This is a genomic window from Paenibacillus sp. GCM10012306 (assembly GCF_042649265.1).
Classification (GTDB): domain Bacteria; phylum Bacillota; class Bacilli; order Paenibacillales; family Paenibacillaceae; genus Paenibacillus_AQ.
In genome coordinates this window covers 349,306-366,019 of the sequence record NZ_JBHRYW010000005.1, presented here as the reverse complement: position 1 = coordinate 366,019, position 16,714 = coordinate 349,306, and the positions used below count along the sequence as shown (strand labels likewise).

Sequence of the window (16,714 nt, the reverse complement as noted above, 5' to 3'; positions counted from 1 at the left end):
TTCGCCTCCCTTATAAGTGAAGTTATATTAACGATTGACAGCTTTGGATTCCGAATCAGTAATCAACTTCATTTGCTCAGGGTAGCCATAGGTACCATGCTCGCTGATATCCAGTCCCATCAATTCTTCCTCTTCCGTTACCCGGATGCCATTCACCAGTTTCATAACATACAAGATGATAAAGGACAGTGCGGCTACGAAGACGAATGTTCCGGCTACGCCAAGGATTTGAACACCTAACTGATGGAAGCCCCCACCGTAGAACAAGCCCGCTTGACCTACACCCGTAGTTTCAGCCAATTCAGGTGTTGCGAACAAACCAGTGGATACCGCACCCCACATTCCGGCAAGACCGTGAACAGAGAACGCATAGATCGGATCATCCAGACCCGCACGCTCCAGCCATTGTGCTGTCATGAAAGTGAATGCTCCTGCTACAAAACCGATCAGGATTGCAGCCCAAGGCTCAACGAAGGCACATGCTCCTGTGATAGCTACCAATGCTGCCAACACACCATTCAGCATAGCAGGGATATCCGATTTGCCGAAATACAGCCAGGAAGCGATCAGTGCTGCCAAGCCGCCTGCTGCAGCCGCAATGTTTGTAGTTACTGCTACGTGTCCGAAGAAACCACCCATTGGTGACAGCGCACTACCAGGGTTAAATCCGAACCAGCCGAACCAGAGAATGATAACACCGAGGACAGTGAAGACTTGGTTATGACCCGGAATAATGACCGGTTTGCCTTCTTTATTGAATTTGCCAAGTCGTGGCTTCAGCAATATTGTGGCCACTAATGCTGCGGTTGCGCCCGTCAGATGGACTACAGTGGAACCGGCATAATCTTGCATACCCAGAGAAGACAACCAGCCACCGCCCCATACCCAGTGAGCAACTACCGGATAGATGACTACCGAGAAAATAATCCCGAAGATAATATATACGCTAAGTTTAGCACGTTCCGCCATACCACCGGATACGATGGCCAGCGATACCGCTGCAAAAGCCATTTGGAACAGGAATTTAATATTCAGCGTTACATCAGAGCCAGCCAGGGAATCGAAGGAAGCTGCGGTGCTATCCCCACCATAGAGGAAGCCCGTTGTACCGAAGAATCCGTTGCCGTTACCAAAGCCAAGTCCGAAGCCAACAGCCCAAAAGCAAAGGCTTGCGATCGCTAGCGTCAACACTGTTTTACCAGCGACGTGACCCGCGTTCTTCATTCTTACCGAACCAGCCTCCAGCAGTGCAAAACCGGCTTGCATAAAGAATACCAGAATAAAGGCCAGGAAGGTAAATGCTGTGTCGAGCCCGATTTGCAGTTCCGGAGTACTCGGACCATCCGCTGCAAACGCACTTACCGGATAGATCATCAGTGTTATCATCGCTAACACCAAAACCAACCATTTCTTTCTCATTGTTCCCCACTCCCCTAATGTTATATTTTCTAACAAGTTGTGAAACTCTTAATGTCATTATAATCAGGAGTGAGGTAAATTGACAAGGGTTTTTATAAACTTTTCATTATTTATTTTATAGCCGGCATCTAATGCGTTAACTTAAGCTCTGGAGATCCCCGACCAAGGATAGCATGAGAAATCCGTTCGCTTTTATTGTAACCGCATCCATCGAATTGCTGTGTCTGATCATCATTTTATGTATTTTCAATAAGATTCACGAATAACACAACCTTATTGTTCGTGTTTTCATAGTACCGTCTAAAACGCGAATCACTTAACATCACGTGTTATGTTTTTACTATTTCATACCATTCTATAGATGTGAACGATGTATCCCTCCTCTATTTTCAAAGCTGACATAAGAAGGGTCGATCAGGACATCTCATTGTTCATGTCAGGTATTTTCGCCTCATAGCAAGCATATACTTTAGGTAAGTATCACGTTTGACTGTACGGTTTACAGTTTGTTATCATTGTAGAGACAGGTTTAAGATTGCCAAATATAAGGAATGACTGCCACAACCCGGTTGTCTGATTCCCAGCAGCGAGGTGAGTTAACATGGGGATATGACCCTGTATCGAATTGGAGAGTTGGCCAAGTTTGCCGGCATCAGTGAACGTACGATTGATTATTACACCAAGTTAGGTCTTATTTCTCCGGAGTCGCGGAGCATGAAAAATTATCGTTTATACAGTCATGAAACCTTGGCCGCTTTGGAACGTATTACTCAATTGAAGCATGACAAGTATACATTGGAAGAGATCAAGGTCATGATGAGCAAATGGAAAACGGCCGCTCCTGAAGCGGATGTATCCGATAAGCTTGTAGAGCTAGAGCTTCACATGCAGCAGTTAGAACGCGAAGTCAAAGCTCTTGAACCAATGATCAGTGGGCTGAAGCCCGGGCAAGCGAACAGAGCGATGTCCGCACTTCTCCCTCAAGGCTTGGCCTGTATTGAAGCCATACGCCTTTTACTGACCCACGGACCGTCAATGTAAGCAGCTTGTTCACACAACACTCTGGAGGAATGACATATGATGTACTTATTAGTAATTATCGCTTTTATTTTCTCGTTATGGGCCCAGTTCAGGGTCAAAGGCACGTTTAACAAATGGTCCAAGGTAGCAACCTCCAATGGAATGACCGGATATGATGCCGCTCGTCACATGCTGGACGTCAATGGACTCAGCGATGTTCCTATCGAACCTGTAAGAGGCGCTCTATCTGACCACTATGACCCAATCAACCGTGTTGTACGTCTGTCGGAGCCTGTATATTATGAAAGCTCTATTTCTGCCGTATCCGTAGCTTGTCACGAGGTAGGCCATGCAATCCAGCATAAAGTGCATTATCCGATGCTGACCTTGCGTCACCGGATGTTCCCGGTAGTTAACTTCGCTTCCGGCATTGCCCCCTTCATGCTGATCGCTGGATTCCTCTTCAGCTCCTTCAACCTGATCGGTCTTGGCATCATTTTCTTCTCGGCTTCCGTGGCTTTCCAGTTGGTTACTTTGCCGGTAGAGTTCAACGCCAGCAACCGCGCCCGTCAAGTCATGGTGGAGCAAGGCTACATCCGTAATGATGAGGAACACGGAGTTGCAAAGGTTCTGAATGCCGCCGCTTTGACTTACGTGGCTGCAGCACTAGTATCTCTACTTGAACTGCTAAGATTAATAACTTCCTTCCTCGGCAATCGTGACTAATATCTGATCTGCCATCTTTTTAAGGGGTGTCTCCATACCACGTTGTGGTATGGGACACCCCTTATTCGTGTTAATAAAGACACAAAAAACCTCTCCTGTTAAAATGGTGCGCGATCTACCATTTTCCAAAGAGAGGTTTCTTTAGGTCTTCTATATAATTAAGATGTACAACTAGCCTACCGGAGCACCCGAATGCTTCAGCCTGAAGTAGGATAACAGGAAGGCACGGAAGGAGCGAGCTACGAGCGGCAGCTTGCCGTCAGTGCGGTGAATCAGGCCCACCGTTCTGGTAACAACGGGTTCAACCACCTTCACCTGCGCCGGCTGAAGTGGGTTCGTCTGGAATAGCGCCATCTCCGGCAACAGGCTCACTCCCATTCCGGCTGCGACAAGACCACGGATAGTGTCTGTCTCCCCGCCCTCAAAGGCAATCTGCGGCTTGAAGCCCGCCTGGAGGCACGCCTGCCAGACAATAGGACGCAGCGAGTATCCCTGACTGAACAGAACGAACTTATCATCCTTCAGCTGATCCAGCCGAATAACTGATTCCCCGGCGAGCGGATGATTCTGCGGAAGAATCGCGAACAACTCCTCTGTCATCACAATATCTCCCGCCAAATGATCATTACTCTCCGGGAAAGGCGAGATGAAAGCCAGATCTACTTCACCCATCAACACATCCTTGATTAGCGACGGATACGTCCCCTGCTTGAAACGGAATTTGACATGGGGAAAATGTTTGCGGAACTCCGCTACAATACTCGGGATAAGATGCGTGCCCAGGCTATGCGGAAATCCGACACGAATCTCTCCCGACTCTGGATCCAGAAACTCATGCACCTCCGCCACCGAACGCTCAAGCTCTTTGAGTACGGCCTCTACCCTCTTGCAGAATAGCTGACCGACCGGCGTTAACTGCAGGTTTCGGCCTTTCTGCATGAACAAGTCCACTCCCAGTTCCTGCTCCAGCTGATGAATCTGGCGGCTGACCGCAGATTGAGCCACATGCAGTTCTTCCGCCGCGCGGGTGACATGCTCCTTTTGAGCAACCTTGAGAAAATATTGCAGCTGTCTAAGCTCCACGCTTGTCATCTCTCCTGTCTTCGGCTTCTTTTAAATAAGCGAATTATCAGTCCATAGAGGAAAAAGCCAGCGACTAAACCGCCGATATGCGCTACCCAGTCTATATTACGAACCGCAAACGTCATAATAACCCCCGTCAGCAGAAGCCCATAGAGCGTCTTGCGCGACCCTTCATCCATCATTGTTCTCTGCAGTAGGGCAATGTAGAGAAACGCCCCATATACAGCGTAAATTGCGCCTGAGGCCCCTACCGAGACCCGCCACACGTTGTCATTGGGAGTGCTTAGCACGATCGACATCACATTGGCCAGCACACCGCCACCTAAGTAAAGCAGCGCATACCGCCACCATCCAAGAAGCCGCTCCAATGGAGGTGCAAAGACCAGCAGCGCAAAGCTGTTAAAGAACAAATGTGAAAAACCATTGTGTAGAAAGATGGCTGCTCCGTATCTCCACCACTCTCCCCTGAGAGGTCCATTATCCACGATTGCTCCGTAATGGACCAGGGTATCCAGATTGGTTGATCCCCCATTAGCTGTTAAAATTATAAACATGACCACATTCGCCAAAAGCAAGAGCGTGGTCACCGGATAATACCGGATATAGCTTCGCCAATTCTCATATCGTATGAATATCATAAACACCCATCCTTTTATACAAGTTATCCTGTTGGACATACTCCCTTTAAAAAGATTATAATTTATAATGGTACTAACATTCCAATATGCCCATTCGAGGAGGAAACAAGGATATGACGCAAGAAAGAACAGGCGTGGCCACTTTAAAGGGCAGCCCCATCACACTTATCGGACCCGAACTGAAAGTCGGCGACCAAGCACCGGACTTTGTACTCAGCAAGAATCTTCTAGAAGAGGTATCCCTCAGTGATTATGCCGGCAAAATCAAGCTAATCAGTGTTGTGCCTTCTCTGGACACTGGTGTGTGCGATGCACAGACTCGTCGGTTCAATACTGAAGCCGCTGAACTTGGCGATGATGTCGTCATTCTCACTGTCAGCGTAGATCTGCCATTCGCTCAAGCCCGTTGGTGCGGCGCTGCCGGCATTGACCGTGTAATCACGCTTTCCGACCACAAGACGGCTTCATTCGGTGAAGCTTATGGCGTTCTGATCAAGGAACTCCGTTTGGACATGCGTTCCATCTTCGTGATCGACAAGGATAACAAGTTAACTTATGTAGAATACTTGAGCGAAATGGGCGAGCATCCAAACTACGAAGCCGCAATCTCCGCTGTAAAAGAGCTTCTGCAAGCTTAACGCAAGACAAACGCAAGACAAACGCACGTATGCACTTCATTATTTGTGAAAAAAGCGGCAGAAGGCCTCCCTTCTTCCGCTTTTCTTATGCGAATATCTCTCGAAAACGCATACAATCCCCTAATGGAATTGTTATTCGGCTATGCCGCTGTTCTCAATCCACTTTATATTTGCCAAGCTTCTTGTCCAGCGAGCCATAGAGGCGCTGAATTACGCGGTAATTGCCACCCAGGTCACCCAGGGAACCTCTGGAAGCGGAATATATATCAACTGCACAGCGCACCGGCGTCGTATTAAGTACCGAGACGGTGATATCGAGCGTACGGCCTAAGGCTGTTTTTTTCTCTAAAATAATCTCTCCGACTGACTCCACCTCATGCAGCACTTTATAACCCGGAATTTTTTTAAGTGTTGCGGATACTTCTTCCCAAGCCTTGTCCTTCTGCAGATTGTAGTAACGTGTCTTCAGTGCCGGATCTTTTGCGCGGTCACTCGTTCCATCATGGCTGCGGAACAAGCCGACCAAGGTTCTTTTTAACGACAAAATACTTCCCCCTCTTCAAGTCCCATGTTCATTAGTATAAGTGTAACACTCTTGCCTCAGGAACAAAAGAGCAATACTCACTTTCTGAATGTTCTCACAAGACAAGAAGGCGCCCTCTCCGTATAATACGGAAAATAGGGCGCCTGTCATAACCATTGGAAAACCCGCCTATGCCGTCCGGCCACAGTGTCTTCTGAACCTGCTAGAGCAGGTGGGTGATCGCAGAACTCGTTTTTGAATTCCCCAGGCCATATAGGCGGGGCCTTTCAGCCACGTTTCGATTTTGATCTCCCGAGACATTGTCATTGGTTCAAAACAACGAGCAGCCATAACGTACATCGCAGGATTTAGAACTATTATATTGCGTTTTGACGAAAATGTAAACCTGTATGCGCTTTAAATTATAACGGATTAGAAATTTCGCCAGTTTTCCGCAGCGTTATACGATATTGATTTAAACTCGTTTGTTATCTTTATCGCCTTCGTTATCAGCTTTGTCCGTCTCGGACTCGTCATCAGTATTGTCACCCTCAGATTCGCCCTCTTCTTCAAGCTTCCGGGCTTCTTCTGCTTCCTGCTCCTTCAGCTTACTCTGCTCGACTTGCATTTGCAGCTTATTGTAAGTTGCATAGAAGTTAAAGAAAGCAAGCATGGCTATCAGCGTAGGAATGGCAATAAAGTACAATGCAGGATACTTCAGACCTATATAAGCCAGTACCCCAGCTCCGATCAAAGTCATGAACACACGAATCGGTCGAGCAACGGTCAGCAAAAACGAGTTGATGACAACTTGTTTGAAGGTCATTTGGTAATGAACCACGATCGAGAAGAAATTAAACATGGACACGAATAAAATAATCATCAGCACCAGCATCAGAATGCCCACAATTTTGAAGTTGGCCATTTGCGTCATGTATACGGTCACATCAACGTACATAATGACGATCAGCAGCGTGTAAATCAGGCCACCGAGCATACTTTTTACATAATTCTCTTTATACCCCTGGAAGAACGTACGGAAGGTGCCGACATCCGTATTTCCCATTACCCATTTGCGCACAACCGTGAATAATGCGGCCGTAGCCGGAAACACAGTAAATGGTGCGAAAATGCCCATTGCCCAATTCAAGGTCAGCTGTTCGTTGGGGCCACCTGTGCCAGTACCCAACATAATAATTTTCATAACAGCTGCGAACAGAAACGGAATTGAACAGAGCGCCCATAAAATATTACTGAACGCAATCCGTGAAATCCATTCTGTGATGCGGTATAAACCACCCATTGCTCCTTTAAACTCCAATTTCCCTTCCTCCTGTCTGTCTCGCGCATACTGCGTATCTTAACTATACCTCAATATATATTATACAATAATCAAAGCTAATTAAAAATTTGTTTTCTTCCCTCATGGATAGAAAAAGTAATAAATTGTTAATAAAGGAAAATATAGTTCAATAAAACATGTGAGTTCTGAGTGATTTCGTATTCTGAGCATAGCGTCTTTTTCTAATTTTTAGAAAGAGTTTACTAGGAAGCGCATTCTTTTATATCCGGTCCCCTCCTGTCAACCTCAGCTCCTCAACTTTCGCCACAGTTCAGTCTGATGCATTGTATCATGTGTGTAACAGAAAATTGATATGCGCATTAAGTAGTTAATACATTTTTATTTATGTATAATTTTGTTTAAATAAGACCTGTCCGTGATCATTAGTCACGTCAGGAAGTTAATGAATCAGCGAGGTAAAGTTCATCAGGGGAATAGCTAGAGAAGCGAGGCTTTCCATTAACACGGTATCGGAGCTGAATCACGAAAAACGTGCAAGCGTAAAGGTTTAGGAACGCCGGAGAGGTTTCTTAAGCACTTAAAGGTCAGTACCGGAGAATGGCTGGAATACATAGAAGATGAAGAAGCCCCGCCGGAATAGTAAACTGCACTCCATTGTTAGATGCTGTCTAAGAAATGGAGTGCAATTCTCTTGAGTGTGGATGCTGTGAAGTCCCCGTCCTACTTCGAACTTTTGTTGAGCGATTAAAGCCCCTTATGAGAATATAAATATCAGGAACTAAACACAGAGCTCCTTTTCAGGGCTCTAGATCAACTAAAAAACCCTTACTTTAATTTTTTTCATATCTTTACCGTCTGAAAACCATTTAAAACCCTCCTGAACTAGGTCAATGTTAATTTCAAATTTCCCTTTTTCAAGAAACGGTCCTAATTTACCCTCGATTATCACAGATGATCCAGGTTGAACGTCCTGAGGGAGTAACCCAGATCTTCCTTCACGTCTTTCTTCATTATAGGTTTGATAATAGTACCCAAGATTTATTAAAAATCCACCGTCGACTTGCCCAATTGCGGGCCATGTTATTTGGCTACGATTAGTTACCTTTACTTTAAGTGTGCCGGTAACTCCCACAGGCAGTTCAGAAGGGTATTCCATTATTTCAATATCACTCATAGTTCCATCTACTAATGGACCGGTTGATATCGTTCCATTATTTGGCCAGAAAGCAGCATCTGAATAAATAGTACCCAAATCATTTTCCAGCAGTTGGAGAACAACGAACTTCGTGTCTTTATCCAAAAAGGAAGGTGTTCTTTTGAATATATCCGAGTGAATAGAATTGATTTCACTAAAATAGTGTGGAAAGCTATAATCCGAGAAATGGCCTGTAAATGAATTTCCAATTAACAAAGTTTTTGGAAGTACGTTTTTGCATGAATTATCAGACAAATGACTGAATCTGTAAACACTATTCGGAATCAATGTCTTCCCACAATCAGTCCAGTTGTTTTGAATGACCGGAATATCTTCAGTAAGTTTTTTAAATAATCCCATCTGTATATTTTCGCCGCCGGCCCAATTTTTTTCTGTTAAGAATTTAAAATCGTTATTAATAGTTAAATTATTTTCAGTTAAAGAATTTAATTTGCGAGCTATTTCATTCGAAACCACGTACTCAGAGATAGCATTGTAGTGAAAATCAGTTTTGTAATAAGTTTGATAATTCTTTTTTAAATCAAGTAAGACTTTTTTTGTATCTACATATTGAATATCAGAGTTACGTAGATGGTTCATAAATTTATCAAATCCGTTAACCTCAGGGCGCTTTATCTTCGCCATAAACTCATTTGGATAAATCGAGCTTTTACTGGGAATAGGAACTAAAAGCAACTGAATTCCTTTCGATTTAAGCTCTTCATCAAATTTAGCAAATCGTCCAAATAGTGTAGACATTTGCTCATCTGTCTTTCTATCCAACTGTGGTAATTCCACTTCATCAGCAGGCTTATAAAACAAGAATCCATCCTTGCCTATAAACACTTTATCCGAGACATTAAACAATGAGTAATCAATTTGGTTCTTTAGCTTAATTAAAAAGTCTCTATATCCAAAATTGTCATTATAGTACTGTTCGTACTTATGAGTAAACGACTCTTTGCCCTCAAGAAGGTTCGGTATAAATCCGCCATCCGGCAGTTCTGCCTTTACCCTGTTTTCCGAAAGAGGCGTAATCTTAAATAACATTAGTTCTTTTTGAATCCCAGGTAAAAGAATAGCTATCATAAAAATAATCACGAAACTTTTCTTTACGTTATCGGAAACCATCTAGTCCCATCCTTTTTAGAATTGAAAATAAATGAAAGGCTGAAATCCACTCTTCGCGATTGAAGCAGCTGAAAGGATGAACACTAACAAAGATATTATTCCTTTAACTATCGTGGAAAGAGTAGAATCATTTCTTATTACCTTAATCTTCTCATGTGGAACAAAAGCTATCACAAAACCGATTACAGCAAAGACTATAATATTATTTTGCAAGAAATACATTGGTTCAAAGTATGTAATCTTGGAGGCATAACCAAAACTAAACATGGACTTAATGTAAGTAAACGCTCCTTCTAATGATGAAGAACGGAAGAATACCCATCCGATCATTATTAAGTTGAACGTAACCAACCAACCTAAAAATCCTTTAGGTTCAAAATTGTATTTTTGTTTCAGTAATCTTTCTATGATTAGAATAACACCCTGATACATTCCCCATACAACAAACGACCAGGAAGCACCATGCCAAAGACCACATAAAAAGAATACGATAAACAGATTTACGTAGGTTCTTACTGGCCCTTTTCGGCTTCCCCCAAGCGGAATGTACAGAAAATCCCGAAACCATCTAGATAACGACATATGCCACCGTCTCCAAAATTCTGTAACACTTTGAGAACGATACGGCTGGTTGAAGTTCTCTGGGAAATTAAATCCCATAAACTTCGCTAAACCTATAGCCATATCAGTATAGCCGGAGAAATCAAAATAGATTTGAAGTGTATAGCAGATGATACCTATCCATGCAATGCCAGTAGTCAATTCGTTTTGAGGGAGATCAAAGACTTTGTCTGCCACCACACCGATATTATTAGCAATCAACACCTTCTTACTAAGTCCGATAGCAAATCTCCAGATTCCTTCAAACATCATTTCCAACTTGATTTCACGTTCTTCCAATTCTCTCTCTATCTCTGAGTAACGAACGATTGGCCCTGCAACTAGGTGCGGGAACAAAGAAAGATAGGTAGCGAAATCAATGATGTTTCGCGCTGCAGTTTGTCTCCTATAGACTTCAACCAAGTAAGAAATAGCCATGAATGTATAAAACGAAATTGCAGCAGGTAAGATAATTTTTTCCAGACTTCCTGTATATATCCCTATATTTTCAAAAAATAAAGAAAGTTGTTCATAGAAAAAGTTGGAATATTTGTAATAAATCAAAACTGCTAGATTACATGATACTCCCACTATGAGTAATACTTTTCTTATCCCACTCTTTTTTTTCATTAATTGAGCGTTCATCAATATGCCAATGTAATAGTTAACGACTATTGATGCAATAAGAATATACACTGCTTCACCTGAACCCCATAAATAAAAATAAAGACTGGCTAACAAAATATACAAATTGCTGACTAATCTCTTGCTTTTATAGCTAATAATTTCAATAAAATAATAAATCAACAAAAACATGGGTAGAAAACTAAAAAGAAATATGCTGGTGCTAAAAATCATAACTGTACCCCTTATACTGGAAATTATATGATTTGACAACATATTATAACCCATATGACACCATCCAGCAAGGTTTTCCAAAACACGCGCTTATGGTAAAAATATTTTTCACAACACGAAAAATCCCCCGTTAATTCGCTTCAACCAGACCATCTCTCGCATACGGGCTATGATTCGTATAGAGATAGAGCTTTACACTCACTTTCTTTACGTTAATAGTTTATTTCACTTCATTTTTTTACAATTACATTCACGCGACCAAACTTATGCTACAAAAAATTATGAACAGACGAAAAACACCTTTCAGCAGCGTACTAAAACCACCAAGTATTTCAACTTTCTAATATATAAGTGATTTTCATCAATAAACGAAGCTCTGAATACCCATGATATACTTTTGGTTTCAGTGCTGCATGTGTAACTTCAATACCCTATTTGCCCCGTTCTTTTCCAGCGCCCAAGTTTTTGATTAATAGGTTATGGTCTATACCGTCAGAGAAATAAGTCCATATATTAGAGACGTAACCAATTCAATCAACAATTCAAAGGAGGTATTCCTATGTCCTCACCTGTTGGCTACGGCGGCTTCACTTCCACCGGCACAATTCTGGTTCTGTTCATCCTGCTCGTCATCATCACTCGCACATTCATCTAATTTGTGCCTTGGAGCGTCTATATCGTCCAATGAACGATTAGGCGTTCTCCTAACAACGATAAGCAAAGTATTACTTAAAAATTCTTGCTTATACAAAAAAAGACGGGACCCGCGCTGCGGTGTCCCGTCTTCTTCATATGTTCAATCATCAGCAACCGCCGATGACCTGATCAGCTTAAACGTCGGAGGAATCCTCACGTTTTACCGCTGGACGTGTGCTGGTAGTGCTGCCGCTCGGGCGAGTAGAAGGTCTACGCTCACCACTACGGGATGCCGAGTAATCACGGCCTCCTGCGTTGTCACGGTTGCCTTTATAGCCACCGCCGTAGCCGCCATTTCCACCACCGTAGTTGTTGCTGTATCCGCCACGGCTGCTTCCGCCGCCATTGTTGTCACGGTTGCCACGGTATCCGCCGCCGGAACCACCACCGTAGCCACCACGGTTGCCATAGCCACCGTTAGGCTTGCGTCCGCTGCGGATGTCATTCTTGCCACCGCGACGTTTCACGCGAATCGGATCTTCCGGAGTCAGTTCGATTTCGGAATCCTTCTTCTCGCCAGTCAGAAGCTTCATTGCCGCAGACAACAATTGTACGGAATCGTATTGTTCCAACAATTGAATAGCAATGCCTTTATATTCATTCAGTTCACCATTCTCCACCATGTGCAGTAGACGCTCTGCAGTAATGCGTTGCTTACCTTCGATCGCCTCAGCCATTGTTGGCAACGGCTTGCGAGTAATGCGGTGACGGGTAACACGCTCAATCAGGTGCAGGTGATCCATTTCGCGTGGTGTCACGAAGGACCATGCCGTACCTTCCTTACCTGCGCGACCAGTACGGCCGATACGGTGTACATAGCTCTCAGGATCTTGTGGAAGGTCAAAGTTGATTACATGGGTTACACCGGACACGTCGAGACCGCGTGCTGCTACGTCTGTAGCTACCAGTACATCAATGCTTCCGTCACGGAATTTACGCATAACGGCATCACGTTGATTCTGGGAAAGGTCACCGTGAAGTCCATCAGCGGAATATCCACGTTTTTGGAGGGCTTCGGCTAACTCATCAACCCGACGCTTCGTGCGTCCGAAAATGATGGCAAGCTCAGGAGATTCCATATCGATCAAACGGCTAAGCGCTTCGAACTTTTGACGTTCAGGAACTTCAATATAAGCTTGGTCGATCAGCGGAGCGCTGATTTGTTTCGGAATAACCGATACGTGCTGCGGATTTTTCAGGAATTGCTGTGCCAGACGTTGAATGTTAGGGGGCATAGTAGCAGAGAACAACAGGGTTTGACGTTCTTCTGGAACAAGCTTGAGGATGGACTGAATGTCCTCCATGAAGCCCATGTCCAGCATTTCATCTGCTTCGTCAAGGACAACAGTCTGTACATCGTCCAGACGGATGGTTTTGCGGTTAATGTGGTCCAGGAGACGTCCTGGGGTACCGATAATGATTTGAGGTTTCTTCTTCAATCCGCGGATTTGACGACCGATATCCTGTCCGCCATAGATCGCCAGGGAACGAAGTCCTTTGAAGCGAGTCAGTTTGCCGATTTCTTCAGCTACTTGGATGGCAAGTTCCCGTGTCGGGGTCATAACGAGTGCGAGAATCTTCTCATCTTCACGGTTGATTTTGGAAATGAGGGGAATACCAAAAGCAGCAGTTTTACCTGTACCTGTTTGTGCTTGACCAATTAGGTCCGATCCGGTCAATGCCAGGGGAATCGACTGTGCTTGAATAGGTGTTGCTTCCTCAAATCCTAGCTCTGTGATTGCCTGGAGAACTTTTGGCTCCAGGCCGAATTCTGCGAATGTTTTCAAATTATTCATGCTCCTTCTATACAGTGGACATTCCACATGCTTGTCTGTATTCTTAAGTAGCGGTAAACACATTTATAGGCTGTCCAATCATGCCAGAATCTCTGCATGGTTAACGCGTACCTGGGACGAAAAGCCGTCCTATCATCAGGCGCTTCAAAATCACCTGAGCAATTGTAGCTTCACATCCGAAGCAATGCAAAAGTACCATTGTAACGTCCTACTCAAGAATATCCTATACATTATATCACAAACATAAAGGGGAATACCAGTGTATTCCTTTCTTTCATGGTTTACAATACACACCAGAGGTGAATTTGCTTGTTAAAACGTATTGGGAGTTATGCAACAGTAATATTTGGATCTGCATTGATCGCCAGCGGCTTTAATCTTTTTTTGATTCCGCACCGTTTGCTCAGTGGCGGCGTATCGGGTCTGTCGATGCTTGTGGGTTATTTTACACCCTTCAATATCAGTCTGCTGTATCTTTTGTTCAACATTCCACTCCTTGTGGCAGGATGGTTCCAACTGGGACGACGGTTCATCGTTCTCAGCATCCTTTCCGTCGCCTCCACCACCTGGCTGATGACGCTGATCCCCGTAAGAGTTGTGCCCTCGGATATGCTGCTTGCCTCTGTATTCGGCGGCGTGATGGTCGGCGTTGGCAGTGGTATCTCCTTCCGTGCTGGCGGATCGTCGGGGGGATTCGATATTTTGGGTTCCATCATTACCCGTTACCGCGATTTTCCGGTCGGCACCATCATTGCAGGGATGAACGGCCTGGTCATTCTGGCAGCAGCTTATTTTGATAATAACTGGAATCTCGCTTTGGCATCCATGGTTTCAATCTACGTCACCGGTAAGGTTGTCGATATGATTCACATCAGCCATATCAAGGTAACGGTATATATTGTAACCAATCGCACGGAAGAGCTGCTGAAGCAGCTGCTCGTTCTACAGCGTGGAGTTACGAAGATCAGAACCGAAGGTGCTTATTCTCACGTAGAAAAGGACATGCTAATGACAGTAACTACCCGGTATGAGCTTGCAGAGCTGAAACGCATCATCAAAACAACGGACCCGCAAGCTTTTGTTAATATCGTGGAGACTGTAGGCGTCATGGGTTCATTCCGCAAGAGGTAATGAGAAACAATGCACATGCTTCAAATCTGTGGTATATTATAGTCACGCAGGACCCTTTATAATTTCATGAAGATTGTGCTTTACCTTCTTATTCCAAGCATCTCGTTTTTCTGGGTGAACCCTGAATTCAAGTTCAGTACCATTCGAAAAAGGAAGGGTGATTGTTGTGGAAATGGAAACGGTAAAATTGTCAGCAATCGTCATGAGATGGTATCCCGATATGATGCCGTTTCTCAAGCAGGACGAACTGAATTCGGTGATCGTGCTGCGCGACGGACTAAGTATTTTGGAACCGGCTGATGCTATGGACATCATCCATTACAGCATCTGTGAGCATCAGAATTCTGCGTATCTTCACTAAGCAAGTCGCAAGAACATTTTCTTGATTGTTGCCGCTCTGGGTTCGGCCATGCGCTGAACCAGGGCGGCATTTACTTTTTACTCTTCCGTTTAAAAGCAGTATATCCCGTTTATAAACAAAAAAGGGCGCTGCATCAGGAACACATTGTCAGCAAGTTTATGACAAGTCTGTTCTTTTTAGGAGCAGTTGTTCCTGTATAATTCTAAGGAACGTACATAAAGGGAGAGAATGAAGAATGAACATCACCTGGGCTTTACTGATGATGACTCTGGGAAGCGTGGGCGTGCAGCAGGACCAACATTCAGCCAATGTCACCGCCATTCTGCAGGCCGCAGCTAACAATCCTGCCATCATTGCACAAAACAGCAATCCGATCCAGAACACCTCAGGTGGAGAAGGCATAGCCCCGTCAGCATCGGCTGCACCAGTACTACAGACCGGAGACGTGAACGGTGCCCCACTTGCTGACCCCCAACCGGATGCAGCTAAGGTGAAGGGTATTTATGTCACCGCCTACAGTGCAGGCGGCGCCCGCATGGAGCAGTTGCTTAACCTGATTGACTCGACAGAGCTTAACTCCATGGTAATTGATATCAAGGATGATGCCGGGTATATCACTTACAAGACAGACAATCCGGAATTACAGCAAATGGGCGAGCCCAAGCCATTCATCGGAGATATCAACAAACTCATGGAGCGCTTGAAGCAGCACCAGGTCTACCCCATTGCGCGGATCGTTGTCTTCAAGGATACAGTGCTCGCCAAGAAACATCCGGAACTCTCTTTTGTGAATCCGGACGGCACGATTTGGAAGAACAAGGGCGGCGACAGCTTCGTTAACCCTTACAATGAAAACGTGTGGAAATACAATGTGGATATTGCAAAGGAAGCAGTTAAGCTAGGCTTCAAGGAAATTCAGTTCGATTATGTCCGTTTCCCTGAGGGCTTTGAGAAGCGTGCCGAAACGCTGAAATACACCAAGAGCGATAAAGCCCGCATTGATATCATTGCGGATTTCGTTAAATATGCCAAGGCAGAACTTAACCCGCTCGGTGTTCGCGTCTCTGTGGATATCTTCGGCTATGCCGCTTCCGTCCCTGCTGCGGAAGGCATCGGACAGGACTTTGTGAAGATCTCCAAGAATGTCGATGTTATCAGTCCAATGGTCTACCCGAGCCACTACACAACCGGCTGGTTTAGTGTCAAGGACCCGGACAAAGACCCTTATGCTACCATCAAGGGTTCTATGGTGGACACGCACAAGAAACTGGACCCGCTGGGTAGCTACAAACCTGTGATCCGGCCGTGGATTCAGGATTTCACAGCCAGCTGGCTTGGAAGCGGCCACTATGTGAAGTACGGCAAGCAGCAAGTAGAGGATCAGATTCGCGCCCTAAATGAACAGAATATTAATGAATTCCTGCTCTGGAATGCCAACAACCGCTACACCGCTGATGTAAATTACGGAAAATAAGCTTAAAGCCATTATTAATTTATACGGAATCTGAATCAATCTCATAATGCGGATTTCAATCCGAATAGGTATAATATCCAGTCACTTATTGATTTATGAAATTGACTCAATCTGATAGTATA

The 16,714-nt window shown here is 44.6% G+C and carries 15 protein-coding genes and 1 other RNA gene; 7 read left to right on the top strand and 9 right to left on the bottom strand.

The features are described from left to right. Window positions 1–27: 27 nt before the first annotated feature. On the bottom strand, window positions 28–1,419 hold the full coding sequence (locus ACFORK_RS14340) for an ammonium transporter (protein WP_379199951.1): 1,392 nt from the start codon (window positions 1,417–1,419) through the stop codon (window positions 28–30). A gap of 609 nt (window positions 1,420–2,028) precedes the next feature. Between ACFORK_RS14340 and ACFORK_RS14335 the strand changes: the two genes are divergently transcribed. Both ACFORK_RS14335 and ACFORK_RS14330 read left to right on the top strand, forming a co-directional pair. Next, window positions 2,029–2,460, top strand: coding sequence for a MerR family transcriptional regulator (locus ACFORK_RS14335; protein ID WP_379199949.1), 432 nt, complete (start codon window positions 2,029–2,031; stop codon window positions 2,458–2,460). 36 nt (window positions 2,461–2,496) lie between these two features. Further along, entirely contained in the window at window positions 2,497–3,165 is a 669-nt protein-coding gene (locus ACFORK_RS14330) for a zinc metallopeptidase (RefSeq protein ID WP_379199947.1), read from the top strand. Window positions 3,166–3,336: 171 nt separating this feature from the next. Here the strand turns inward: ACFORK_RS14330 and gltC are convergent, their stop codons facing one another. Next, complete coding sequence (gene gltC / locus ACFORK_RS14325) at window positions 3,337–4,248, bottom strand: glutamate biosynthesis transcriptional regulator GltC (protein WP_379199945.1); 912 nt, start codon at window positions 4,246–4,248, stop codon at window positions 3,337–3,339. Between the two features lie 5 nt (window positions 4,249–4,253). Continuing rightward, the gene (locus ACFORK_RS14320; RefSeq protein WP_379199943.1) at window positions 4,254–4,886 is read right to left on the bottom strand and encodes a rhomboid family intramembrane serine protease; all 633 of its coding nucleotides are present in this window, start codon (window positions 4,884–4,886) and stop codon (window positions 4,254–4,256) included. Between the two features lie 113 nt (window positions 4,887–4,999). Here ACFORK_RS14320 and tpx point away from each other — a divergent pair, with 113 nt between their 5' ends. Then, entirely contained in the window at window positions 5,000–5,524 is a 525-nt protein-coding gene (tpx, locus tag ACFORK_RS14315) for a thiol peroxidase (protein ID WP_379199941.1), read from the top strand. Between the two features lie 154 nt (window positions 5,525–5,678). Here the strand turns inward: tpx and ACFORK_RS14310 are convergent, their stop codons facing one another. The 5 genes from ACFORK_RS14310 to ACFORK_RS14290 form a co-directional block, all read right to left on the bottom strand. Further along, window positions 5,679–6,068 carry a DUF1499 domain-containing protein gene (locus ACFORK_RS14310; protein ID WP_066371822.1) on the bottom strand — a complete coding sequence of 130 codons (390 nt, stop codon included), beginning with the start codon at window positions 6,066–6,068 and terminating at the stop codon, window positions 5,679–5,681. A gap of 157 nt (window positions 6,069–6,225) precedes the next feature. After that, a non-coding RNA gene (gene ssrS, locus ACFORK_RS14305) (6S RNA) lies at window positions 6,226–6,418 on the bottom strand. A 104-nt stretch (window positions 6,419–6,522) separates the two neighbouring features. After that, window positions 6,523–7,368 (bottom strand): YesL family protein, encoded by an 846-nt coding sequence (locus ACFORK_RS14300; RefSeq protein ID WP_379199939.1) that lies wholly within the window; start codon window positions 7,366–7,368, stop codon window positions 6,523–6,525. Between the two features lie 796 nt (window positions 7,369–8,164). Then, on the bottom strand, window positions 8,165–9,676 hold the full coding sequence (locus ACFORK_RS14295) for an alginate O-acetyltransferase AlgX-related protein (RefSeq protein WP_379199937.1): 1,512 nt from the start codon (window positions 9,674–9,676) through the stop codon (window positions 8,165–8,167). A 15-nt stretch (window positions 9,677–9,691) separates the two neighbouring features. After that, on the bottom strand, window positions 9,692–11,017 hold the full coding sequence (locus ACFORK_RS14290) for an MBOAT family O-acyltransferase (protein ID WP_379199935.1): 1,326 nt from the start codon (window positions 11,015–11,017) through the stop codon (window positions 9,692–9,694). Window positions 11,018–11,693: 676 nt separating this feature from the next. Between ACFORK_RS14290 and ACFORK_RS14285 the strand changes: the two genes are divergently transcribed. Continuing rightward, a complete protein-coding gene (locus ACFORK_RS14285) occupies window positions 11,694–11,789 on the top strand; it encodes a YjcZ family sporulation protein (protein WP_379199933.1) in 96 nt (31 codons plus the stop codon). A 175-nt stretch (window positions 11,790–11,964) separates the two neighbouring features. On the opposite strand, the gene cshA is transcribed toward ACFORK_RS14285, so the two are convergent. Beyond that, entirely contained in the window at window positions 11,965–13,617 is a 1,653-nt protein-coding gene (cshA, locus tag ACFORK_RS14280) for a degradosome RNA helicase CshA (protein ID WP_379200008.1), read from the bottom strand. A 318-nt stretch (window positions 13,618–13,935) separates the two neighbouring features. Here cshA and ACFORK_RS14275 point away from each other — a divergent pair, with 318 nt between their 5' ends. The 3 genes from ACFORK_RS14275 (at window position 13,936) to ACFORK_RS14265 (ending at window position 16,592) form a co-directional block, all read left to right on the top strand. Then, window positions 13,936–14,757: a YitT family protein gene (locus tag ACFORK_RS14275; RefSeq protein WP_379199931.1), complete on the top strand. Its 822-nt coding sequence runs from the start codon at window positions 13,936–13,938 to the stop codon at window positions 14,755–14,757. 172 nt (window positions 14,758–14,929) lie between these two features. After that, window positions 14,930–15,118, top strand: coding sequence for a hypothetical protein (locus ACFORK_RS14270; RefSeq protein WP_175374354.1), 189 nt, complete (start codon window positions 14,930–14,932; stop codon window positions 15,116–15,118). Between the two features lie 235 nt (window positions 15,119–15,353). Continuing rightward, window positions 15,354–16,592 carry a putative glycoside hydrolase gene (locus ACFORK_RS14265; RefSeq protein WP_379199928.1) on the top strand — a complete coding sequence of 413 codons (1,239 nt, stop codon included), beginning with the start codon at window positions 15,354–15,356 and terminating at the stop codon, window positions 16,590–16,592. The last annotated feature ends 122 nt before the right edge of the window (window positions 16,593–16,714 follow it).